The organism is Ghiorsea bivora, from assembly GCF_000744415.1.
Taxonomy (GTDB): domain Bacteria; phylum Pseudomonadota; class Zetaproteobacteria; order Mariprofundales; family Mariprofundaceae; genus Ghiorsea; species Ghiorsea bivora.
Genome location: NZ_JQLW01000005.1, coordinates 78,069 through 95,315 on the forward strand (window position 1 = coordinate 78,069; position 17,247 = coordinate 95,315).

The 17,247-nt window shown below is 42.9% G+C and carries 19 protein-coding genes; all 19 read right to left on the bottom strand.

Features of this window, described 5'->3' with window-relative positions; translation table 11 throughout:
* Nucleotides 1-2 precede the first annotated feature (2 nt).
* Nucleotides 3-1,496, bottom strand: a complete 1,494-nt coding sequence (locus DM09_RS00880; RefSeq protein ID WP_038246831.1) for a sigma-54-dependent transcriptional regulator — start codon at nt 1,494-1,496, stop codon at nt 3-5.
* Nucleotides 1,493-3,196: a hydrogenase maturation protein gene (locus DM09_RS00885; protein ID WP_038246834.1), complete on the bottom strand. Its 1,704-nt coding sequence runs from the start codon at nt 3,194-3,196 to the stop codon at nt 1,493-1,495. The genes DM09_RS00880 and DM09_RS00885 overlap by 4 nt, the downstream gene beginning before the upstream one ends.
* 6 nt (nt 3,197-3,202) lie before the next feature.
* A complete protein-coding gene (hypE, locus tag DM09_RS00890; RefSeq protein WP_038246837.1) occupies nt 3,203-4,246 on the bottom strand; it encodes a hydrogenase expression/formation protein HypE in 1,044 nt (347 codons plus the stop codon).
* A 2-nt stretch (nt 4,247-4,248) separates the two neighbouring features.
* Nucleotides 4,249-5,418 (bottom strand): hydrogenase formation protein HypD, encoded by a 1,170-nt coding sequence (hypD, locus tag DM09_RS00895; protein ID WP_038246839.1) that lies wholly within the window; start codon nt 5,416-5,418, stop codon nt 4,249-4,251.
* Entirely contained in the window at nt 5,415-5,672 is a 258-nt protein-coding gene (locus tag DM09_RS00900) for a HypC/HybG/HupF family hydrogenase formation chaperone (protein ID WP_038246842.1), read from the bottom strand. Before DM09_RS00900 ends, hypD begins: the two co-directional genes overlap by 4 nt.
* Nucleotides 5,673-5,684: 12 nt before the next feature.
* Nucleotides 5,685-6,626, bottom strand: a complete 942-nt coding sequence (gene hypB, locus DM09_RS00905; protein ID WP_038246845.1) for a hydrogenase nickel incorporation protein HypB — start codon at nt 6,624-6,626, stop codon at nt 5,685-5,687.
* Nucleotides 6,626-6,967, bottom strand: coding sequence for a hydrogenase maturation nickel metallochaperone HypA (hypA, locus tag DM09_RS00910; protein WP_038246847.1), 342 nt, complete (start codon nt 6,965-6,967; stop codon nt 6,626-6,628). Before hypA ends, hypB begins: the two co-directional genes overlap by 1 nt.
* Entirely contained in the window at nt 6,960-8,138 is a 1,179-nt protein-coding gene (locus DM09_RS00915) for a nickel-dependent hydrogenase large subunit (protein ID WP_038246850.1), read from the bottom strand. The genes hypA and DM09_RS00915 overlap by 8 nt, the downstream gene beginning before the upstream one ends.
* Nucleotides 8,139-8,141: 3 nt before the next feature.
* Entirely contained in the window at nt 8,142-8,891 is a 750-nt protein-coding gene (locus tag DM09_RS00920; protein ID WP_038246851.1) for a hypothetical protein, read from the bottom strand.
* Nucleotides 8,892-8,907: 16 nt separating this feature from the next.
* Nucleotides 8,908-9,516, bottom strand: a complete 609-nt coding sequence (gene hybE / locus DM09_RS00925) for a [NiFe]-hydrogenase assembly chaperone HybE (protein WP_051937869.1) — start codon at nt 9,514-9,516, stop codon at nt 8,908-8,910.
* A 1-nt stretch (nt 9,517) separates the two neighbouring features.
* Complete coding sequence (locus DM09_RS00930; RefSeq protein ID WP_038246854.1) at nt 9,518-9,745, bottom strand: rubredoxin; 228 nt, start codon at nt 9,743-9,745, stop codon at nt 9,518-9,520.
* The gene (locus DM09_RS00935) at nt 9,738-10,604 is read right to left on the bottom strand and encodes a hydrogenase expression/formation protein (protein ID WP_038246856.1); all 867 of its coding nucleotides are present in this window, start codon (nt 10,602-10,604) and stop codon (nt 9,738-9,740) included. The genes DM09_RS00930 and DM09_RS00935 overlap by 8 nt, the downstream gene beginning before the upstream one ends.
* A gap of 10 nt (nt 10,605-10,614) precedes the next feature.
* The gene (locus DM09_RS00940; RefSeq protein ID WP_038246859.1) at nt 10,615-11,046 is read right to left on the bottom strand and encodes a thioredoxin domain-containing protein; all 432 of its coding nucleotides are present in this window, start codon (nt 11,044-11,046) and stop codon (nt 10,615-10,617) included.
* A gap of 5 nt (nt 11,047-11,051) precedes the next feature.
* Nucleotides 11,052-11,369, bottom strand: a complete 318-nt coding sequence (locus DM09_RS00945; protein ID WP_038246861.1) for a HypC/HybG/HupF family hydrogenase formation chaperone — start codon at nt 11,367-11,369, stop codon at nt 11,052-11,054.
* Complete coding sequence (locus DM09_RS00950) at nt 11,369-12,076, bottom strand: HyaD/HybD family hydrogenase maturation endopeptidase (RefSeq protein ID WP_038246864.1); 708 nt, start codon at nt 12,074-12,076, stop codon at nt 11,369-11,371. The genes DM09_RS00945 and DM09_RS00950 overlap by 1 nt, the downstream gene beginning before the upstream one ends.
* Nucleotides 12,077-12,327: 251 nt before the next feature.
* On the bottom strand, nt 12,328-13,287 hold the full coding sequence (locus DM09_RS11465; RefSeq protein WP_038246866.1) for a DUF1186 domain-containing protein: 960 nt from the start codon (nt 13,285-13,287) through the stop codon (nt 12,328-12,330).
* A 102-nt stretch (nt 13,288-13,389) separates the two neighbouring features.
* A complete protein-coding gene (cybH, locus tag DM09_RS00960; RefSeq protein WP_051937872.1) occupies nt 13,390-14,106 on the bottom strand; it encodes a Ni/Fe-hydrogenase, b-type cytochrome subunit in 717 nt (238 codons plus the stop codon).
* Between the two features lie 65 nt (nt 14,107-14,171).
* Nucleotides 14,172-15,983 (bottom strand): nickel-dependent hydrogenase large subunit, encoded by a 1,812-nt coding sequence (locus DM09_RS00965; RefSeq protein ID WP_038246869.1) that lies wholly within the window; start codon nt 15,981-15,983, stop codon nt 14,172-14,174.
* Nucleotides 15,983-17,062 carry a hydrogenase small subunit gene (locus DM09_RS00970; RefSeq protein ID WP_038247362.1) on the bottom strand — a complete coding sequence of 360 codons (1,080 nt, stop codon included), beginning with the start codon at nt 17,060-17,062 and terminating at the stop codon, nt 15,983-15,985. The genes DM09_RS00965 and DM09_RS00970 overlap by 1 nt, the downstream gene beginning before the upstream one ends.
* Between the last annotated feature and the right edge of the window lie 185 nt (nt 17,063-17,247).

The following is a 17,247-nucleotide window of genomic DNA, read 5'->3' on the forward strand; positions in this document are numbered from 1 at the left end:
ACTCAACTTTCTACGACTTGCAATGTATCATCAGGTGAGTCCAAGGTTTCAACTTTTTCTAAACCATACCGTTCGAGTTTATTGCGTAAGCCCACACGGGATAGCCCCAGTTCTTTTGCCGTTTTACTTTTATTCCAACGATTGCGAATCAATGCTTCCTTCACAATCTTAGCTTCCAAGCTATCCAATCGTTCACGCAATGAGCCCTCTTGTGTCATCAGCCAGTCTAACTCTGCTTCATCCTCTTGGGGCGCTGCTCTTAATACTTGTGGTGACAACAACTCTGCACCCAAATAGTCACCTGTTGACATCACCAACATCCGTTTGACTTCATTTTGCAATTCACGCACATTGCCTGGCCAATGGTAAGCCTGCATACACGCTAAAGCCTCATCGCTAAAACCTTTCACCTTTTTGCCCAATTCTCGCATCGCATCAGTCAAAACTGCTTGCGCCAACAAAGGAACATCTTGCAGGCGTTCAGACAGGGGTGGAATCATAATTTTGAATGTTGAAAGCCTATAATATAAATCTTCACGGAATCGCCCTTCACGGACTTCTTGCTCTAAATCTTTATTGGTGGCTGCAATAATACGCACATTGATTTTTTTACGTTCATTGCCACCCAATGGACGAATTTCACCTTCTTGCAGCACACGCAGTAGTTTGACTTGAAAGGCAGGCGTAGTATCACCAATCTCATCCAAGAAAATTGTACCCCCATCCGCCTCTTCAAACAAACCTATACGACTGGTGTTTGCACCCGTGAAAGCACCTTTTTTATAACCAAATAGTTCACTTTCAAGTAATTCATCAGGCAATGCAGCACAATTCTCTGCAATGAACGGTTTATCTGAGCGTAAACTCCCATAATGTAAAGCCCGCGCTGACAACTCTTTACCCACACCCGAAGCACCCATCAACAATACCGACACATCAAATGTTGCGACCTGACGAATCACATCACACACTTGGTTCATACAGCTATCTGGCGCACGCACAATACCATAGTCCACATCATAAGAGTTTATCAGACGTTGACGAATTTCTTGTAAACCTTCTTCAACAGAAGTTGGTAACATTTTTAGCTCTGTTGATAATTGTTGGTTTTCCCGGTGCAGTTCAAACAAACGCACAGCATTGCGTACTGTTAGCAACAAGTTATTAGGATCCCAAGGTTTGGTAATATATTGATGAATACCCGCCTCATTGATGGCGGTGATAATATCTTCAGAGTCGGTGTATCCAGAAATGATAATGCGAATCACTTCGGGGAAACGCCCTCGAACCTCTTGCAAAAATTCAACACCTGTCATCACAGGCATGCGTTGGTCAGAAATAACCACTTGAATCCACTCATCTGTCATCACCATCATGGCTTCATCAGGAGAAGTAGCGATGTGCACATCAAAATCATCTTCCAGCAAACGTTTCAGCGATTCTAAAACACGGATTTCATCATCCACCAATAAAATGGATGGTAATATTTCACTCATGCCGCCCTCCTTGTTTGCATTGCCCTTATGTTACGGTGACTAGCTAGTGTTAACGGGGTACGCGACTTACAGACTTTATAAACAAAGTTATATCTTGCCACATGGTAGCTAGGGTCAAAGCCATAAAAGTTCTTTTTCATGCGCCTTAGTTCTTCTTCGCGATAAACTGCCAAAGGTTTGGCAGCTTCATCTTGTTGACGTTGCTTTCTCTTCTTACGTAAAAACAACTTTAAACCTTCACTGCTCGCTAAACCTCTTGCTTTTTCCCTGACCCTAGCCTGCATACAACCTTTTTCACCCACCATAACATCATCCACCAAGCCTAAGTCCTTGGCTTCAGCGACCCCCATAGGTAAGCGGGCTTGAGTAATTCGCTTAGCATGCGCTTCGCCGCAATACTTAGGTAATAAATAAGTCCAATATTCAGAGCCAAATAGGTTGCCCATATCTTTATAATGCGGGTTCAAAATCACATGCTCATGCGCCCAAACTTCATCAGCCGCGCGTGCTAGAAACACGCCACCAGCTCCAGCATTCCCCTGCATAGCAGAGATAACCATATGCGAAGTCGTTTGAATAATCGCTTCAGATAAATCATTCATGGCATTGATATTTGCCCATGATTCATCCGCAGGACTTTTTGCCGCCTCAATCATATTTAAATGAATACCATTGGACCAAAAGTCAGAGCCACCCATCAATACAATCACCTTGGTTTTTCGTTGCGTAGCTTCCTTATATGCCTTAAGCAAGTCTTTGCATTGCTGAGTGCTCATTGCACCATTATAGAATGGGAAGTGGATATAGCCCACACCCATATTTTCCTCATACAAAATCTCTTGATAACCTTCACTGGATGGGACTTCGTATAAGTCCTTGCATTGCGCTTTAAATAAAAGGGTTGCTGGCAGCTTAAAGGGATGCTCCTGAGCTTTGTCTTTAACATGTCCAACCCAGATAGCACCATCCATGGTTGCCTTGCAAACTGCAAGTCCAGACTTGGCAATAACCTCACCTGCTTTGCCCCGTAAACCCTTGGCAATGTGTGCATCATAAATCAACACTTCCCGACCAAATAATTCATCACGCACACCTGGAAAACCATCCGCACACCTGATTTTGCGTAATACCGTTTCGGTATCATCCTGCTGCCAATTGATTCGTCGCACATTTTGCGCCATCAAAGGGCGCAGCTTTCCTTTGGCAGATAAAAGCTTTTGTTTTAAGGGTGTTGGTTTAAATTCGGAGTCTTTAAAATGTTTAACCGCTTGTTGCACAGCTTGTACGGCGACCGTGGTCACTTCATTGCGGTAAATACTGGCTTTGGTGGCATCACGCATCTCAAATTCAATACTTGCCCAAATATCGCCCGCATCCATCTCGGCATTGGCTTGAAGCACAGTGACACCCCAAGTTTTTTCTCTATTGATAATCGCCCAGTCCAAAGATGAAGGGCCTCTATCGCCCACAATGCCAGGGTGAACAATCAAACATGTATGATTTTGCCAAATCGAATCGGGAATGGCTCGCTTCAAATAAGGTGCAACAATCAAGTCAGGCTGAAACAAATCAATGGCTTCTTGCGCTGTTTCATCATTGATGTCGAACTCGATGGTGACCTCATGTTTATCCTGCTGCAATGCCACAAACAGCCTTTGGGTAAGGCTATTAAAAGCGTGGGTCAGCAGCAAAATTCGCATAGTACCTTAGCAAATCCTAGGTAGCTGTTCGCCAGCCAACCAATCGACAATGCGTGAGCCACCAAATGTGGTTTCCATTTGCACAAAACCGTGCTCATCTTCCACCACTTTGCCAACAATGGCTGCATGTTTACCATATTCATGGTTTTGCATCACTTTGAGCAAGGTATCCGCATGTTCAGGGGCACAAATGCAAATCAACTTACCTTCATTGGCAACATACATGGGGTCTAAACCCAACAATTCACATGCAGCTTTCACATCTTCATGCACAGGCACATCATCTTCGATTAACTGCATACCTACACCCGATTGCTGGGCAATTTCATTTAAGGTTGTAGCCAAACCACCTCGGGTCGGGTCTCTTAAACAGTGAATTTCAGGCACAGCTTCAACCATTTCAGTAATCAAACCATTCAATGCCGCAGAATCAGATAAGATTTCAGTTTCAAACTCTAAACCTTCACGGCTAGACATAATCGCTACACCGTGGTCGCCCATCGTGCCGCTAACCAAAATCACATCACCAGCTTGCGCCTTATCGCCTGAAATATTGACACCTTCAGGCACAACGCCAACACCCGTGGTGGTGATAAACACGCCATCACCTTTACCACGCTCAACCACTTTGGTATCACCTGTGACAATCATAACACCTGCTTTCTTCGCCGCCGCAGCCATGCTTTCCACAATACGGTTTAGGTCTGCCAATGGATAACCTTCTTCGATGATAAAACTCGCAGAAAGATAAAGTGGTTTTGCACCAGACATCGCAACATCATTGACGGTGCCATGCACCGAGAGCGAACCAATATCACCACCTGGAAAAAATAAAGGTGAAATCACATGCCCATCACAACTCATCACCATACGCCCAGCATCCACATGGAACAAAGCTTGGTCGTTGCCTTGGTTGAGCAAGTCATTGTTGAAGTGTTTGACAAAAATTTCTTCAATCAACTGCGCCATGGCTCTGCCGCCACTGCCATGTACCATTTCAACTTGACCATTTTTGAGGTTAAGCTTCATAGGAAATCGTTTTTCTGCCATGCTTATGCCGCCTCTTTCTCAATCTTAATCACTTTGCCACCTTTCACATCAGGCTGGCGGAAGCGACCATACGACCAATATGCAGCACATGCGCCTTCGGATGAAACCATACATGAGCCCATTGGGTTTTCAGGCGTACACACTGTGCCAAACAATTTACAATCGGTTGGTTTTTTCACACCCCTAAGAATCGAAGGGCATTCACAACCTTTTACATCATACGCCACGATTTTAGGGACGGAGAAACGCACTTCTGCATCAAATTCAGCAAACTCTTCTTTAATCGACAATGCTGAATAAGGAACCATACCCAAACCACGCCATTCAAATTCACGGCGTAATTCAAACACTTCAGCCACCAAAGCTTGAGCTTTGAGGTTGCCTTCGCGTGTCACCACACGGGTATATTCATTTTCAACTTCGGAACGACCTTCATTAAGCTGGCTAATCAACATCAAGGCAGATTGCATCACATCCAAAGGTTCAAATCCTGCAATCACCACAGGGCGTTGGAATTCTTCTGCAAAAAATTCATACGGTTCTGTACCAATCACCGAACTCACATGCGAAGGGCCAAAGAACCCGTCAATCGAAACAGCACCCATTTCACGCACTTCAGGCGACTGCAAAATATGCTGAATCGCCGCAGGTGTTAACACATGATTACAGAAAACGGTGAAATTCTTCAAGCCTTGAGCTTGCGCTTGTTTAATAGCCACAGCCGTTGGTGGCGTGGTGGTTTCAAAACCAATGGCAAAGAAAATCACTTCTTTATCGGGAAACTCACGCGCCAATTTCAAGGCATCTTGCGTAGAATACACCATGCGCACATCTGCACCCGCCGCTTTGGCTTTGAGCAGGCTTTTTCGACCAGAAGCAGGCACACGCATCATATCGCCATAGGTGCAAAGAATGGCATCATTATCTTCAACCAAAGCAATGGCATTATCAATACGCCCAATGGGCAATACACAAACAGGGCAGCCTGGACCATGCACGAATTTGACGTTCTCAGGCATCAAGTCTTGCACACCATAACGGAAAATCGCATGGGTATGTCCACCGCAGAACTCCATCAAGTTATAAGTGCGATTGTCATCAGCTTCTTGTGCAATGGCTTTGCTAAGTTTGCGGGCTAATTTCCCATCACGGAATTCATCAACATATTTCATGGTGCAACCTCAGTTGTCTCGCCTGTAAATTCTTCCATCAGCTCAACTTCATCAAACATTTCAAGTGTGCGTGCCGCTTCTTCTTCAGATATTTTGTGCAGGGCATAACCCACATGCAGCAATACATACTCATCCACTTTAACATCTTCAATCAAAGCAATGGAAATATCTTTTTTGACATTGCCTAAGGTGACGGTTGCCATATCTGTGGCTTCATCAATGGCAACAATTCTTGCTGGAATCGCTAAACACATATCAATGCTCCTTTATGCTGCTTTGGCATCTGCATCCACAGAAGCAAGCTTGGGTTGATAACCAATCATGGCGATTTGATGCGTGGCTTGAATCCATTGATACCATGTGTCCATACCTTCACCCGTGGTGGCTGATACTTGGATAATTTTAATGCTCGGATTAACGCGGCGTGCATATGCCATGCACTTCTCAACATCAAAGTTCAAATAAGGAAGCAAATCAATTTTATTCAAAATCATCAAATCTGCGGCATAAAACATATCAGGGTATTTCAGCGGTTTATCTTCACCTTCAGTCACCGATAAAATCGCAACCTTATGCGCTTCACCCAAATCAAATGCGGCAGGGCAAACCAAATTGCCCACATTTTCGATGAACAATACACTCTTATCTTCAGGCGCAAGTGGCTCCATGGCATGACCCACCATGTGCGCATCCAAATGGCAGCCTTTGCCCGTGTTGATTTGCAATGCTTTGACACCTGTTTCACGGATTCTATCGGCATCATTGGCGGTTTGTTGGTCGCCCTCAATCACAGATAAAGCTAATGTACCTTTTAAGTCGGTTAATGTTTTGGTGAGCAATGTTGTTTTACCCGAGCCTGGACTTGAAACAAGGTTGAGTGCCAAAATCGCATGTTCTGCAAAATAACTGCGGTTTTCATTGGCATATTGATTGTTTTTACCCAAAATATCTTGCTCAATTTGCACCATGCGGCTTTGACTTAAGCCAGGTGCATGAGCATGGGCTGGACCTTGTCCGTAATCATGTGTTTTATCATCATGGTGATGATGCTCATGATCGTGAGAGTGTCCTTCATGGGTGTGGTCATGGGTGTGGTCATGGGAATGGTCATGACTGTGGTCGTGTGGGTGTTCATGATCATGACTGTGGCTGTGTGCCGCTCCTTCAATGGTTGTTTCACCTTCACTGCATCCGCAAACTGTACACATCACTCCACCTCCAATTCTTTAATCCGCAGCTCATCGCCACTGGATATTTGTAACTGATAACTACCACAAGACGGGCATGGTTCACCCCGACCTGTAATTTCAACTTCATTCATACACTGCATACACCAAGCCTGCGCTGGTAGTTCAATAATTTCCAGTGTTGAACCATCAGCAACCGAACCTTTGACCACCACATCATAACTGAACAACATGGCTTCATGTTCCACACCCGATAATACGCCAATTTCTAGCCAAACTTTTTTAACTTTTTTAAACCCTTGTTGCTTGGCGCTATCTTCCAAAACGGTTAACACGCCTTCGCACAGTGACATTTCATGCATGGCTCACCTCTAATTCAAATGCAACACAAGGGTCCATAGCATGAATCAATAGTTTGGCTTGTTGTTCAATGGATTTAGCATCACCTTGCAACGTTTCCAATGCTCGTTTTAACACACCATCAGGATGGAAGTTCCACTCCGTTGGCGCAACGATTTGGTAAGTTTCAACCTTGTTTTCAGCATCCAAAACAACCCTGTGTAGCAGGCGACCACGCGCAGCTTCCACTGCACCAAAACCCGTCTTATCAGGCGCACTTCCCACCGCATCACATCTGGATTCAGACTGCATCAATGCCTTTTCTAAATCCAAATACGTCTTGGCAAGTTCCAATAAAACCGCTGCAAAACGAGTCAGTAGACCCACGCCAAATTTCTGCTCCAATTCCACAATCAATGGGTGTGACCGTTGTCTTGCATAGGGTGTACTTTCATAAGTTTTAGCATCAATGCTTGGAGCCTGCATAAAGCCATCAGCATAATCGGATGACAAAACTTGTTCTAACCATACTGTTTCAAATGCAGGCAAGGCTTGCGTATCCGTTGAACCTGAACCCTGCCAAGCTTGTGTGACCAAGTATTGTATAAGTTGCGGTGCATTTAACTGTGTGTACTGCGCCCACAGCAAAAACTCTTCTGCTCCCTTACACTCAAAAAAAGCTTTGGGTGGCATATAAAACACCTGTTCTTTGAGCAAGGTGCCTAACTTCATGGCAACCTTGGATGCTTTGCTTCTTGATGGTTTAACCACATCTTCACCACAAACAAAGGCTTGTTTGTTTGCATCCAAACAGGTTTCCCAATCTTTATCTAAACCCAACACTTGTTTCATCAACGCATGGTTAGCAGAAAGCCCCCTAAGCACTGGCCAATCCAAACAAATACGCCATAAATGCTCACGCATTAATTCCATACGCACTAACTGCGCCCGTACACCACAAGCCTCACGAAACGATTCTGTTTGCATCGCTTGCTCAACCGCAAACGCCGCTGCTGAGGCTTGAGCTTTTGCGCACAAGTTAAACACCATCCCAACCTTTTGTGGTGCTTGCTTTGCATTCGTACCAGCAAGAAGCGCTTGAGCCAGTAATGGTCGTTGCGACTTCACCACTGCTTGCTGAACACCTTGGTTCGCAAGCAACAGTGAAATAGATACATTGCCTTCTAAACCCATCAATCAATGCTCATCAATGACAGATGAATCCTCGTGTTTTCTAAACCACATCTCATATACTGAAACAAACCACATAAAGGCAAATGCTAAACCCATGCCGCTACCACCAATCATAACCAACCATGCAAACACAGGGTCAAACTTGGTTAGCCACCATGATGAAATATCCATAATTTGTGATACAAAAGGCATAGCAATTGCCGCTGACTTCAACCAAACAGGCACACTGGTCGCAAAGACAAAAATTGCGCCTACAAAGAAAAAGATAAAGGCAATACCAAACAAGTGAATATGCGAAACTCGTGTTAGCGATTTAACACTTGCACCAGTATCTTGCTTTGCGCGTTCTTTAATGTTTTCAAACTTTGTAAAATCAGGAAGACCCATGCCTGCTTCTTCAGAGTGACAGGCAATACATGTATTTTCAAACACCATTTTGGCACCGCTGGACTCAAAAGTTGATTCTTTAGCACCATCACGAACCCATTTGATAATCGTTACCCTATCTGGCTCATCTGCCATATCTTTCATCGAACCATTCAATTTGTTTTCAATCAATGTGCCCGTACGATTACCATAATAACTGTATACAATATCATCCACAGACAAACCAAACTTGCCATCAGCCATACCATGCGTTAATAAAATTTGTGTGACTGCCATCAGATAGCCAATGCCAACTACACATAAGTAACTGGTAAACAATACCTTCAATGGTGTACCAATATTCGTAAGATTATAGCCTTTCATCATTGTGCCATACTTCCTTTTAAGTTTTATTTTTTACATTTCTAAAAAAACCACCGCGCAGCAATTCGCGACGCGACATGGGTTTTTCTAAACTTTCTTTAGCTACAGCGCCTACTGTTTGCACGCCATCCAGCACCGTTTCGACCATGCTCGAACTTTCTTTACTTGCAGACTCATGTTGTTCATCCCAAGGTTCTGAGCCTAACACCTCTTTGTTTTCCGCATTGAACATACCAATAACAATCGCCTCGGCTGTTTGTACAGCCGCTTCATGGTCTACAAACTCAAACATGGGTGAAAACATGGAACAGCTCATGTATTTACCTAAGCGTTCTTCTTCTCCCACAATAAATTCAAATGAACCTGCTTCAAATGTATAACTATGCTTACTTCCTACACCATAAGTTGACCAGTCCGTATTCTCAGTAGGTAGTAACATCAGGTTCATAAACCATGGTGTAATTAACACACCTAACACATGTTGATTCCACTCACGGAACCCCACAGCTTGCACTTTTAATTTATCATTCAATATGGGAATATCTGTCATTCGATTTACTCGAATATCATCATACAGTTGTTCCAAGTGATACGCCGCACCCATAGGCGTTAAAGACTTGAGCTGCATCTTATTTATCCCTTAACACAACCATAAAATCTTCTTTTCTTCCGTCACATTCTGGACACTTCCAATGTTCAGGAAGTTCTGAAAAAGGTGTGCCCGGCTCAATTTGCCAGTAATCATCACCTTCATCAGGTTTATATTGGTACCAGCAAATCTTACACTCTAAAATGGCATCATCTGCGATTTTCCCACTATCTCCACCATACGAGTTAAAAAAGGTATCATCACTCATTATCGTAGAGTTCCATCACTTCAACAAACCTGTCATAACTATCTCGAATATCTTCTTGGGCAGCACAAGCCACTTCAGGAATGGTACTAATTTCAAGGGTATCCAATATCAACTTATCTTCTGAGTTAAAATATTTGACCCACCATACATTTTTAGTCTCTGTACAGGCGATACGGCAATTGCCATAGCCACGAGATAAGATAACCACAGGACCTGAGCCCAACAGCTTATCCAAAAACACCAAGTCTTCTTCTGTTTGCGGCAGCAAGCTGAAATTAATAACATGCGGCTCATCACCTTCTTTCCATGTTGCAACTTTGTCATTGAGTTCTGTAATCAATGCAGGAGCATTCATCACACGCTCGGGTAAATTTGCGGGGTCATATTCAAGTTTAGTTTTTGCTTTAACAAATGATGAATTCACCACAATTTCAGGAATACTGGCAATTTCAATAAAGTCTTTAACGATATTTCTATCAGCGTCCAAATAAATAATACGCCAAACACCTGCAAACACGGACTCTTGGATTTCAGTACGCATTCCACCTTGATAAATTACGCTCACTTCACCATGACCTAGCATAGTGTTAACCCATGCGCGATTTTGATCATCCAAACCTGTAATATCAATCATAGTCAACTTATCATTCAATTTATAATTCTTCAGCGCATCTCGCACCAAGCGAAGCGCCTGCATACCTTCTTGAAGATTGGCAACATCCTCTGGTTCGGGCATATTCGACACTTCAAATACACTCATCTCATGTGGCATAGGGATAAATTCTAGCGTTTTACCATCTGTACTTTCAGGCTGTGAACCAACACCAATCATGGCAATAGGAATATGAATATCTGTCATGTTAAGCTCCTTAAACTTTAGCTGGCGCGGAGCCAGGGCAAACATTATCTAAATCAAATGCAGGTGGCGGGGTTGGTGCTGTTGCCAACATGGTTTTAAACTCATCAATATATTCAAGCCAGTCCCGCACTTTTGAAATCGTACCTACATATTCACCATCACGCAGAAACACCAATGCTGGATAACCTTTAAATCGATACTTACGCTGTAATGGGCGTTCACTCTCACGGCTAATCACTGCAGGCATTAATTGACCCTCAAATACTTTCATAATTTCAGGAAGAATAATTGCCACATCATTACTTTCAGGGTAATTGTTTGCATTCTCAGTGAAAAACAACACCACATCTTTATGTTCCTTTTGAAAGTCTTGCAGCGATTCTTCTGTCAGCACGGGATAACCATGTTTCTCAATCATTTCATCAATTAATGGTGTATACATTTAAACTACTCCTTCGTTACTTCGGTTTGCAGATGTGGCGGAAGCTGTGGCCCTCTATCAATAATATCTGCAAATAATTCATCGATACCAGTCGCATCGCTGCCCATAGCCAAATTCACAGCCTCAAGTGCATTCGTCACCTGCAAAGCCTTATCTTCATCAACCACTTCTCGTGCAGCATCAAGAAATGTCATCACCCACGTTCCCACGGGCTGCTCACCGACAAGGCTCATATCAATATTTTTTTGTTTCCCCATACCTTGGCAATAAGCGACATGTTCACTTAGCACCGTAACAACTTGCATTGGAATACCAAGGCACATTAGCGGTATTTATCCAAGTGGTGATCCACATCAACTTGCACTGGGCTATCACCCACCTTTGCTAACTCAGGCTCTGTCACACGAAACTCATCTGAAGCCAGGACTCTGTCATCACCCATACGACACGCCTCAACTTCGCTTGGGCGGCCTTGTTCATAATTATTCATAGTAAGAATAGCATCTTCACTAAAATCACTGGGGACAAAAGGCTCGGCTCGCTTGGTATAGCCAATACCATTGGCATCCATAAATGCTAATGCTTGTTCAACGGCAGGCTCTATTTGTGCTTTCACAACAGGCCGCAAACTTCCACCAAAATCTTCAATATACTCAGGCTGGACACCAATAAGGATAATTTGTTCAGGATAGTCGCCCATCATGTCTGCCAAGGCTAAAACTTCTTGGAACCCCGTTTGATGCAAACTTACTTTTTTTGCACCCATAAACTTAGGTACATCTTCATTCTCAATAATTTTTAGAGTTCCAGGCTCAAGCCCATAATCAATCGCATCAAAAACAATTAGAATGTCAGCATCTCTCACATCTTGAACCAAATATACGCCTTGCGTGCCGCCATCCAAAAGGGTTACATTTTCTGGAAACTCATAATGACTTTGTAAATACTCAAGCGCACGTACACCAAAACCTTCATCTGCCCAAAGAATATTACCTATACCTAAGACCAAGACCTTTTTCTGTTCGCTCACTCATTCCTCCATAACCAAGCATTCCACTCAAGTATATAAAGCACAGCCCCTGCCAATTCACTGAACAGGAATTATACCTTTGTTTTATTGGATTTTTTTAAGGTTCGTAAAGATAATTTAACCACAAAGTGGACACTAAATTTTCCATAGTTACCTCATGTGAATACTTAGTATCCATATAGACAATAATTCGCCACTTGTTAGCGTATATAAATACTAAAGTCGCAAATAAAGTTTGCATAAACAGTCTCTTATTGATTCAGACAACACTTTTTATATTTCTTACCACTGCCACACAAACAAGGCTCATTTCGTCCTAACTTCTTGGTGCCACGAACAACAGTCGCTGAACGCCAACCCATAGGCGAAACCCGCTCACCAGGGATCACATCTTTATCTACAATAGGCACATCCAAAGCCTCATAATCCTTACCTTTTTGCAGTAACTTCCTATCTGGGTATAGCCACCAACTCAACTCCTCAAATGGAGACTTCATAAACCCATCAACCACATTATCCTTTAACTTTAAAGCATCCTGAAAAGGCTGAGCCAAACAATCCGCTAAAGACAGGTGGCTAAGCACAACGGGCTCTATAAGCTTATCTTCAATGGCTTGAGTAAGCTGCCGCTCCAACTCCTTAGGATGCAAGTCATATGCAATCAACGCTACAGCATCCCAAACATAACTAGGATTTCGCTCTAACTTGTTCGTTAACAACTCACCAAGGTATTGCATCACTTCAGCCCTACTAATGACATCCTCTTTCCACAACACCATAAGCGAATCCAAAGCTCCTGCTCGAATCCAAGGGTTTAGCTTCTGATTTTCAACCACGCTTTGAATACTTTTAATATCACCATGATACATCGAAGCAAGTAGTCGCCCTAAGGCTTCCGTTAACACTTCACCTGTTAATGTTAATATCAATTTATTCTCAAGAGAAACAAGCCGAATAAGTTTAGAAAAAGCAGCTTTCTCTCGAAAATATGCAAGTAAAAATATTGATAAAATATGCCGTATATATGATCTTCCCTTAGCTTCAATCGATAATGGATCTTGAATAAACGCATCCATCTCATGCAGTAAATATGGTGTTAGCTCACGTTGATTCGCAACCATTTTCTCAAAATCTTCTTGGCTCGGTGGTGCATCAACCGACATGAGTGCATTAAATAACTTTTCAATTTTTACATTCTGTTCACTGGACATCTCAACCCCTATCAAATAGTTCTAAACTTAAAGCATTAAAAAAGGCGGCATGAAAATCATGCCGCCCCAATTGAACATCAGGAGGAAGTTCAAATTTTTATATCAAGGGCGATTATCCTTGAACATACGCCAGCCACTAATCATGGTACTCACCATACTTTGTCGTGACATAATATCTTCACGAATCGCTGCATAAACATGCGCCATAATAAATATGATTAAGAACCACATACCTAAGTGATGGAATGTATGCACATCTTGGCTTTGCCCAAACAACGGAATCACCCATGATGAGAACATATTATATTGCCACGAACCCATGCCCGTACCTTCACCATACAAAGCAAACCCTGTGATAATCATAAAGAATGTTCCAAACACAAACATCGTAAACATAGCTGCCTGCGCCAAAGGGTTATGACCCACACATTTGACAGACTCTTTTTCTAAAAAAGCGTACCAACGTGTCTCATGAATCATACCTTTAATGTGCTCCTTCGTAACAGGAGGAATAAACAATTGTTTCGCATGGTGGTTGCCCACAAATGCCCAGTATATTCTTCCCAACATACCAACAGCCAACACATAACCTGATGCAAAGTGAGCAAAGCGAATATACCCCATCAGGTAGCTTGAACTCGGATCACCTGGCATTGTCGGCAGTGGTGCCCCAATAAAGTAGCCCGTTACACACAAAACAGTAATTGCCAATGCATTAACCCAATGCCAAATACGTACTGGAGCTTCATACACATATACTGATTCCGTATGTTTAACGATTTCATGCGATCTATTATTTGAAATTGATGCATCAGACATAATCAGTTCTCCTTAAACTTTGGCAGATGGTCAAAAGACCATCTGCTAATAAATACGAGCACATATTAGCGCACCTTAGCACTGACAAGCTCTTCACCTTCTTCACTCATCACATGCGTCGAACATGCAAGGCAAGGGTCGAAGCTGTGTAAGTTACGCAGAATTTCCACTGGCTCTTCAGCACGCTCAACTGGTGTACCAATCAAACACGCCTCAAAAGCACCAATGTTTCCAGCTGGATCACGCGGTGAGCCATTCCAAGTTGTTGGAACCACACATTGGTAATTTTCAATTTTACCATCTTTAATGCGAATCCAATGACCAAGACCGCCACGTGGAGCTGCTGCAGTACCAACACCTTTACATTCTTTAGGCCATGTAGATGGATCCCACTTCTCCATATTAGCAGTAGCTGTATCACCAGATTTAATATTATCCATGAGTCTATGCCAATCATCTACCATCATATCTGAGCAATATTGTGACTCAAGTGCACGCGCCAAAGTACGACCAATGGTTGATTGCAATATGGGTTTTGCGCCCAAATCCGTTCCTGCCAATGCATTAAATGCTGCAACACTTTTATGAACTTGGTCTTGTACATACTCAACACCTTGAGCATAAGCCAAGGTGTAACGCGACAATGGGCCAACCTCAACAGCATGCCCACGCCAGCGCGGTGCTTTAATCCATGAGTACTTCGCATTTTCATCAATTTCTTCAATGTTCGTACGCGTACCTTTAGCAGAGCTAACATCATAATTAGGATCAGTAATGCCATCCCAAGGATGCAAACCTTTGCTTTCATCAGGATATTTATACCATGAATGGTTCACAAACTCTTGAACTTGCTCTGGATCACGTGGGTCAACTTCCATAACGTTATCCCAATTGTCATCAAGAATCACACCGCCTGGAAGTTGATCAGTAGATTTGTCATAATTGACAGTTGGGTAGGCACCATAATCCATAACATTTTTCGCACCAAGACCACCACCCCACAATTGCTTCTTGTAGAAACTGGCAATCGCCAACACATCAGGAACATACACATTATCATTAAACGCTTTCATTTCATCAATACGTGCTTTAACGAAGTTTAATCGCTCCATATTCAATGGTGCACCAGCAGCCATATCTCCATCCATATTAATAGCACAAGGAACACCACCAACCAAGTAGTTTGGATGTGGATTCTTACCACCAAACACGGTATGAAGCTTCACGAATTCTTTTTGTAAATCCAATGCTTCAAGGTAATGTGTTACTGCCATCAAATCTGCTTCTGGACTTAATTTGTATGCTGGATTATCCCAATATCCATTTTTAAACGGACCAAGCTGACCTGACTCAATAAATTTACGAATGCGGGTTTGCACATCTCGGAAATAGCCTGGACTAGAATTCGGATGATTAGGGCCAGTCAATTGTTGAAGCTTAGATGTGGCCTTAGGGTCTGCTTTGAGTGCATTCACAGGGTTTACCCAGTCTAATGCATGAAGATGATAGAAATGCACCACATGGTCATGAACTTGCAATGTCTTCGCCATCATTTCACGAATCAAGAATGCATTGTATGGAATTTTAATATCTAGTGCATCTTCCACTGCGCGAACAGAGGTCAAGGCATGACAACCTGTACACACACCACAAATACGCTCCACAAATGCCCAAGCATCGCGAGGGTCACGCCCTTTAAGAATCACTTCTAAACCACGCCACATGGTTCCTGTCGAGACTGCATTGGTAATAACATTGTTTGCATCCACATTGACTTCACAACGCATGTGTCCTTCAATGCGTGTCACAGGGTCAACAACAACACGTTGTCCACCAGTATCTAAAGTATACCCATTCGGAGTTGTTGTTACGCTCATTATTTGTCTCCTTGATCTGCTTTATTGGTTGCAGATTTAATTGCTGAGGCTGCTGCATGCACAGCGATTGCACCACCTACAATGGCAGCGGCGGTTCCACCCACTTCATCGGCATTGGATTCAATACCAAACTGGTGAATCCCTGATAAACGGTCATAAAAGCTACCTTTATCCCAAAATCCATCTTCCGAACAACCAATGCAGCCATGACCTGCTTGAATAGGGAAGGAAGTGCCTTCATTCCAGCGAATGGTTGAACATGCATTGTATGTCGTTGGACCTTTACAACCCACTTTATATAAGCAATAACCTTTACGCGCATATTCATCATCAAACTCTTCAACAAATTGACCTGCATCAAAATGCGGGCGGCGGTAACATTTGTCATGGATACGCTGACTATAAAACATTTTTGGACGACCTTGGCGGTCTAAAGAAGGAATCTTGTCAAAGGTAATCATGTATGCAATAACAGCAGTCATCACCTCTGCAATTGGAGGGCAACCAGGAACTTTAATAATCGGCTTATTGGCAATACCAGGATGTTTATGTGTTGGTACAGCATGTGTTGGGTTTGGTGCAGCTGCTTGTACACAACCCCATGATGCACATGAACCCCAAGAAATAATCGCTTTACAGTGTTTGGATACATGATTCAATTGCTCAGAGAACGGCTTGCCCGCAATAATCATGGACATCCCATCTTGGTTTAGCGGTGCATTCCCCTCAACAGCAAGCAAGAAGTTACCATCATATTTTTTTATCGTTTCTTCAATAATTGATTCTGCCTGATGCCCTGCAGCAGCCATGATGGTATCATCATAATCAAGTGACAGCATCGAAAGAATCACATCTTTTGCCAAAGGGTGAGCTGAACGGATAAATGATTCAGAGCAACATGTACACTCAAGCCCATGTAACCACAACACGGGAAGCCTTGGTTTTGTTTCCATTGCATGTGCAATTTTTGGTGCAAAAGCGGGGCTCAACCCCAATGATGCTGCCGTAAGGCTACAGTATTTCAGGAAACTACGTCGTGTAATCCCTTGTCTGCGCATCACTTCATAAAACGTTTCTATCTTTGCCATAGATGCTCCTCTTTAAATTTAAACCTGACAGGAAACAGGAGAATATCTGTTGCCCATTAACAGGCTTAAATAGAGCAGACCTTATGCCAACGCATCAATATACATAGAAAACAACAACTTAAGCTATCTTAAATGTTTTTTAATGCCACCTTCATTTATAGTTGATGCTTGAGTAT

Coding starts and splice junctions, on each gene's coding strand:
- hypD (WP_038246839.1), bottom strand. CDS start 5,418: ATGAAATATGTTGATGAATTCCGTGATGGGAAATTAGCCCGCAAACTT.
- hypA (WP_038246847.1), bottom strand. CDS start 6,967: ATGCATGAAATGTCACTGTGCGAAGGCGTGTTAACCGTTTTGGAAGAT.
- DM09_RS00920 (WP_038246851.1), bottom strand. CDS start 8,891: ATGATGAAAGGCTATAATCTTACGAATATTGGTACACCATTGAAGGTA.
- DM09_RS00900 (WP_038246842.1), bottom strand. CDS start 5,672: ATGTGTTTAGCGATTCCAGCAAGAATTGTTGCCATTGATGAAGCCACA.
- cybH (WP_051937872.1), bottom strand. CDS start 14,106: ATGTCTGATGCATCAATTTCAAATAATAGATCGCATGAAATCGTTAAA.
- DM09_RS00945 (WP_038246861.1), bottom strand. CDS start 11,369: ATGTGCCTTGGTATTCCAATGCAAGTTGTTACGGTGCTAAGTGAACAT.
- hybE (WP_051937869.1), bottom strand. CDS start 9,516: ATGCAGCTCAAGTCTTTAACGCCTATGGGTGCGGCGTATCACTTGGAA.
- DM09_RS00885 (WP_038246834.1), bottom strand. CDS start 3,196: ATGCGAATTTTGCTGCTGACCCACGCTTTTAATAGCCTTACCCAAAGG.
- DM09_RS00935 (WP_038246856.1), bottom strand. CDS start 10,604: ATGACAGATATTCATATTCCTATTGCCATGATTGGTGTTGGTTCACAG.
- DM09_RS00965 (WP_038246869.1), bottom strand. CDS start 15,983: ATGAGCGTAACAACAACTCCGAATGGGTATACTTTAGATACTGGTGGA.
- hypE (WP_038246837.1), bottom strand. CDS start 4,246: ATGGCAGAAAAACGATTTCCTATGAAGCTTAACCTCAAAAATGGTCAA.
- DM09_RS00915 (WP_038246850.1), bottom strand. CDS start 8,138: ATGGGTTTAGAAGGCAATGTATCTATTTCACTGTTGCTTGCGAACCAA.
- DM09_RS00930 (WP_038246854.1), bottom strand. CDS start 9,745: ATGAGTGATGATACCTTTTTTAACTCGTATGGTGGAGATAGTGGGAAA.
- DM09_RS00940 (WP_038246859.1), bottom strand. CDS start 11,046: ATGTATACACCATTAATTGATGAAATGATTGAGAAACATGGTTATCCC.
- DM09_RS00880 (WP_038246831.1), bottom strand. CDS start 1,496: ATGAGTGAAATATTACCATCCATTTTATTGGTGGATGATGAAATCCGT.
- hypB (WP_038246845.1), bottom strand. CDS start 6,626: ATGTGTACAGTTTGCGGATGCAGTGAAGGTGAAACAACCATTGAAGGA.
- DM09_RS11465 (WP_038246866.1), bottom strand. CDS start 13,287: ATGTCCAGTGAACAGAATGTAAAAATTGAAAAGTTATTTAATGCACTC.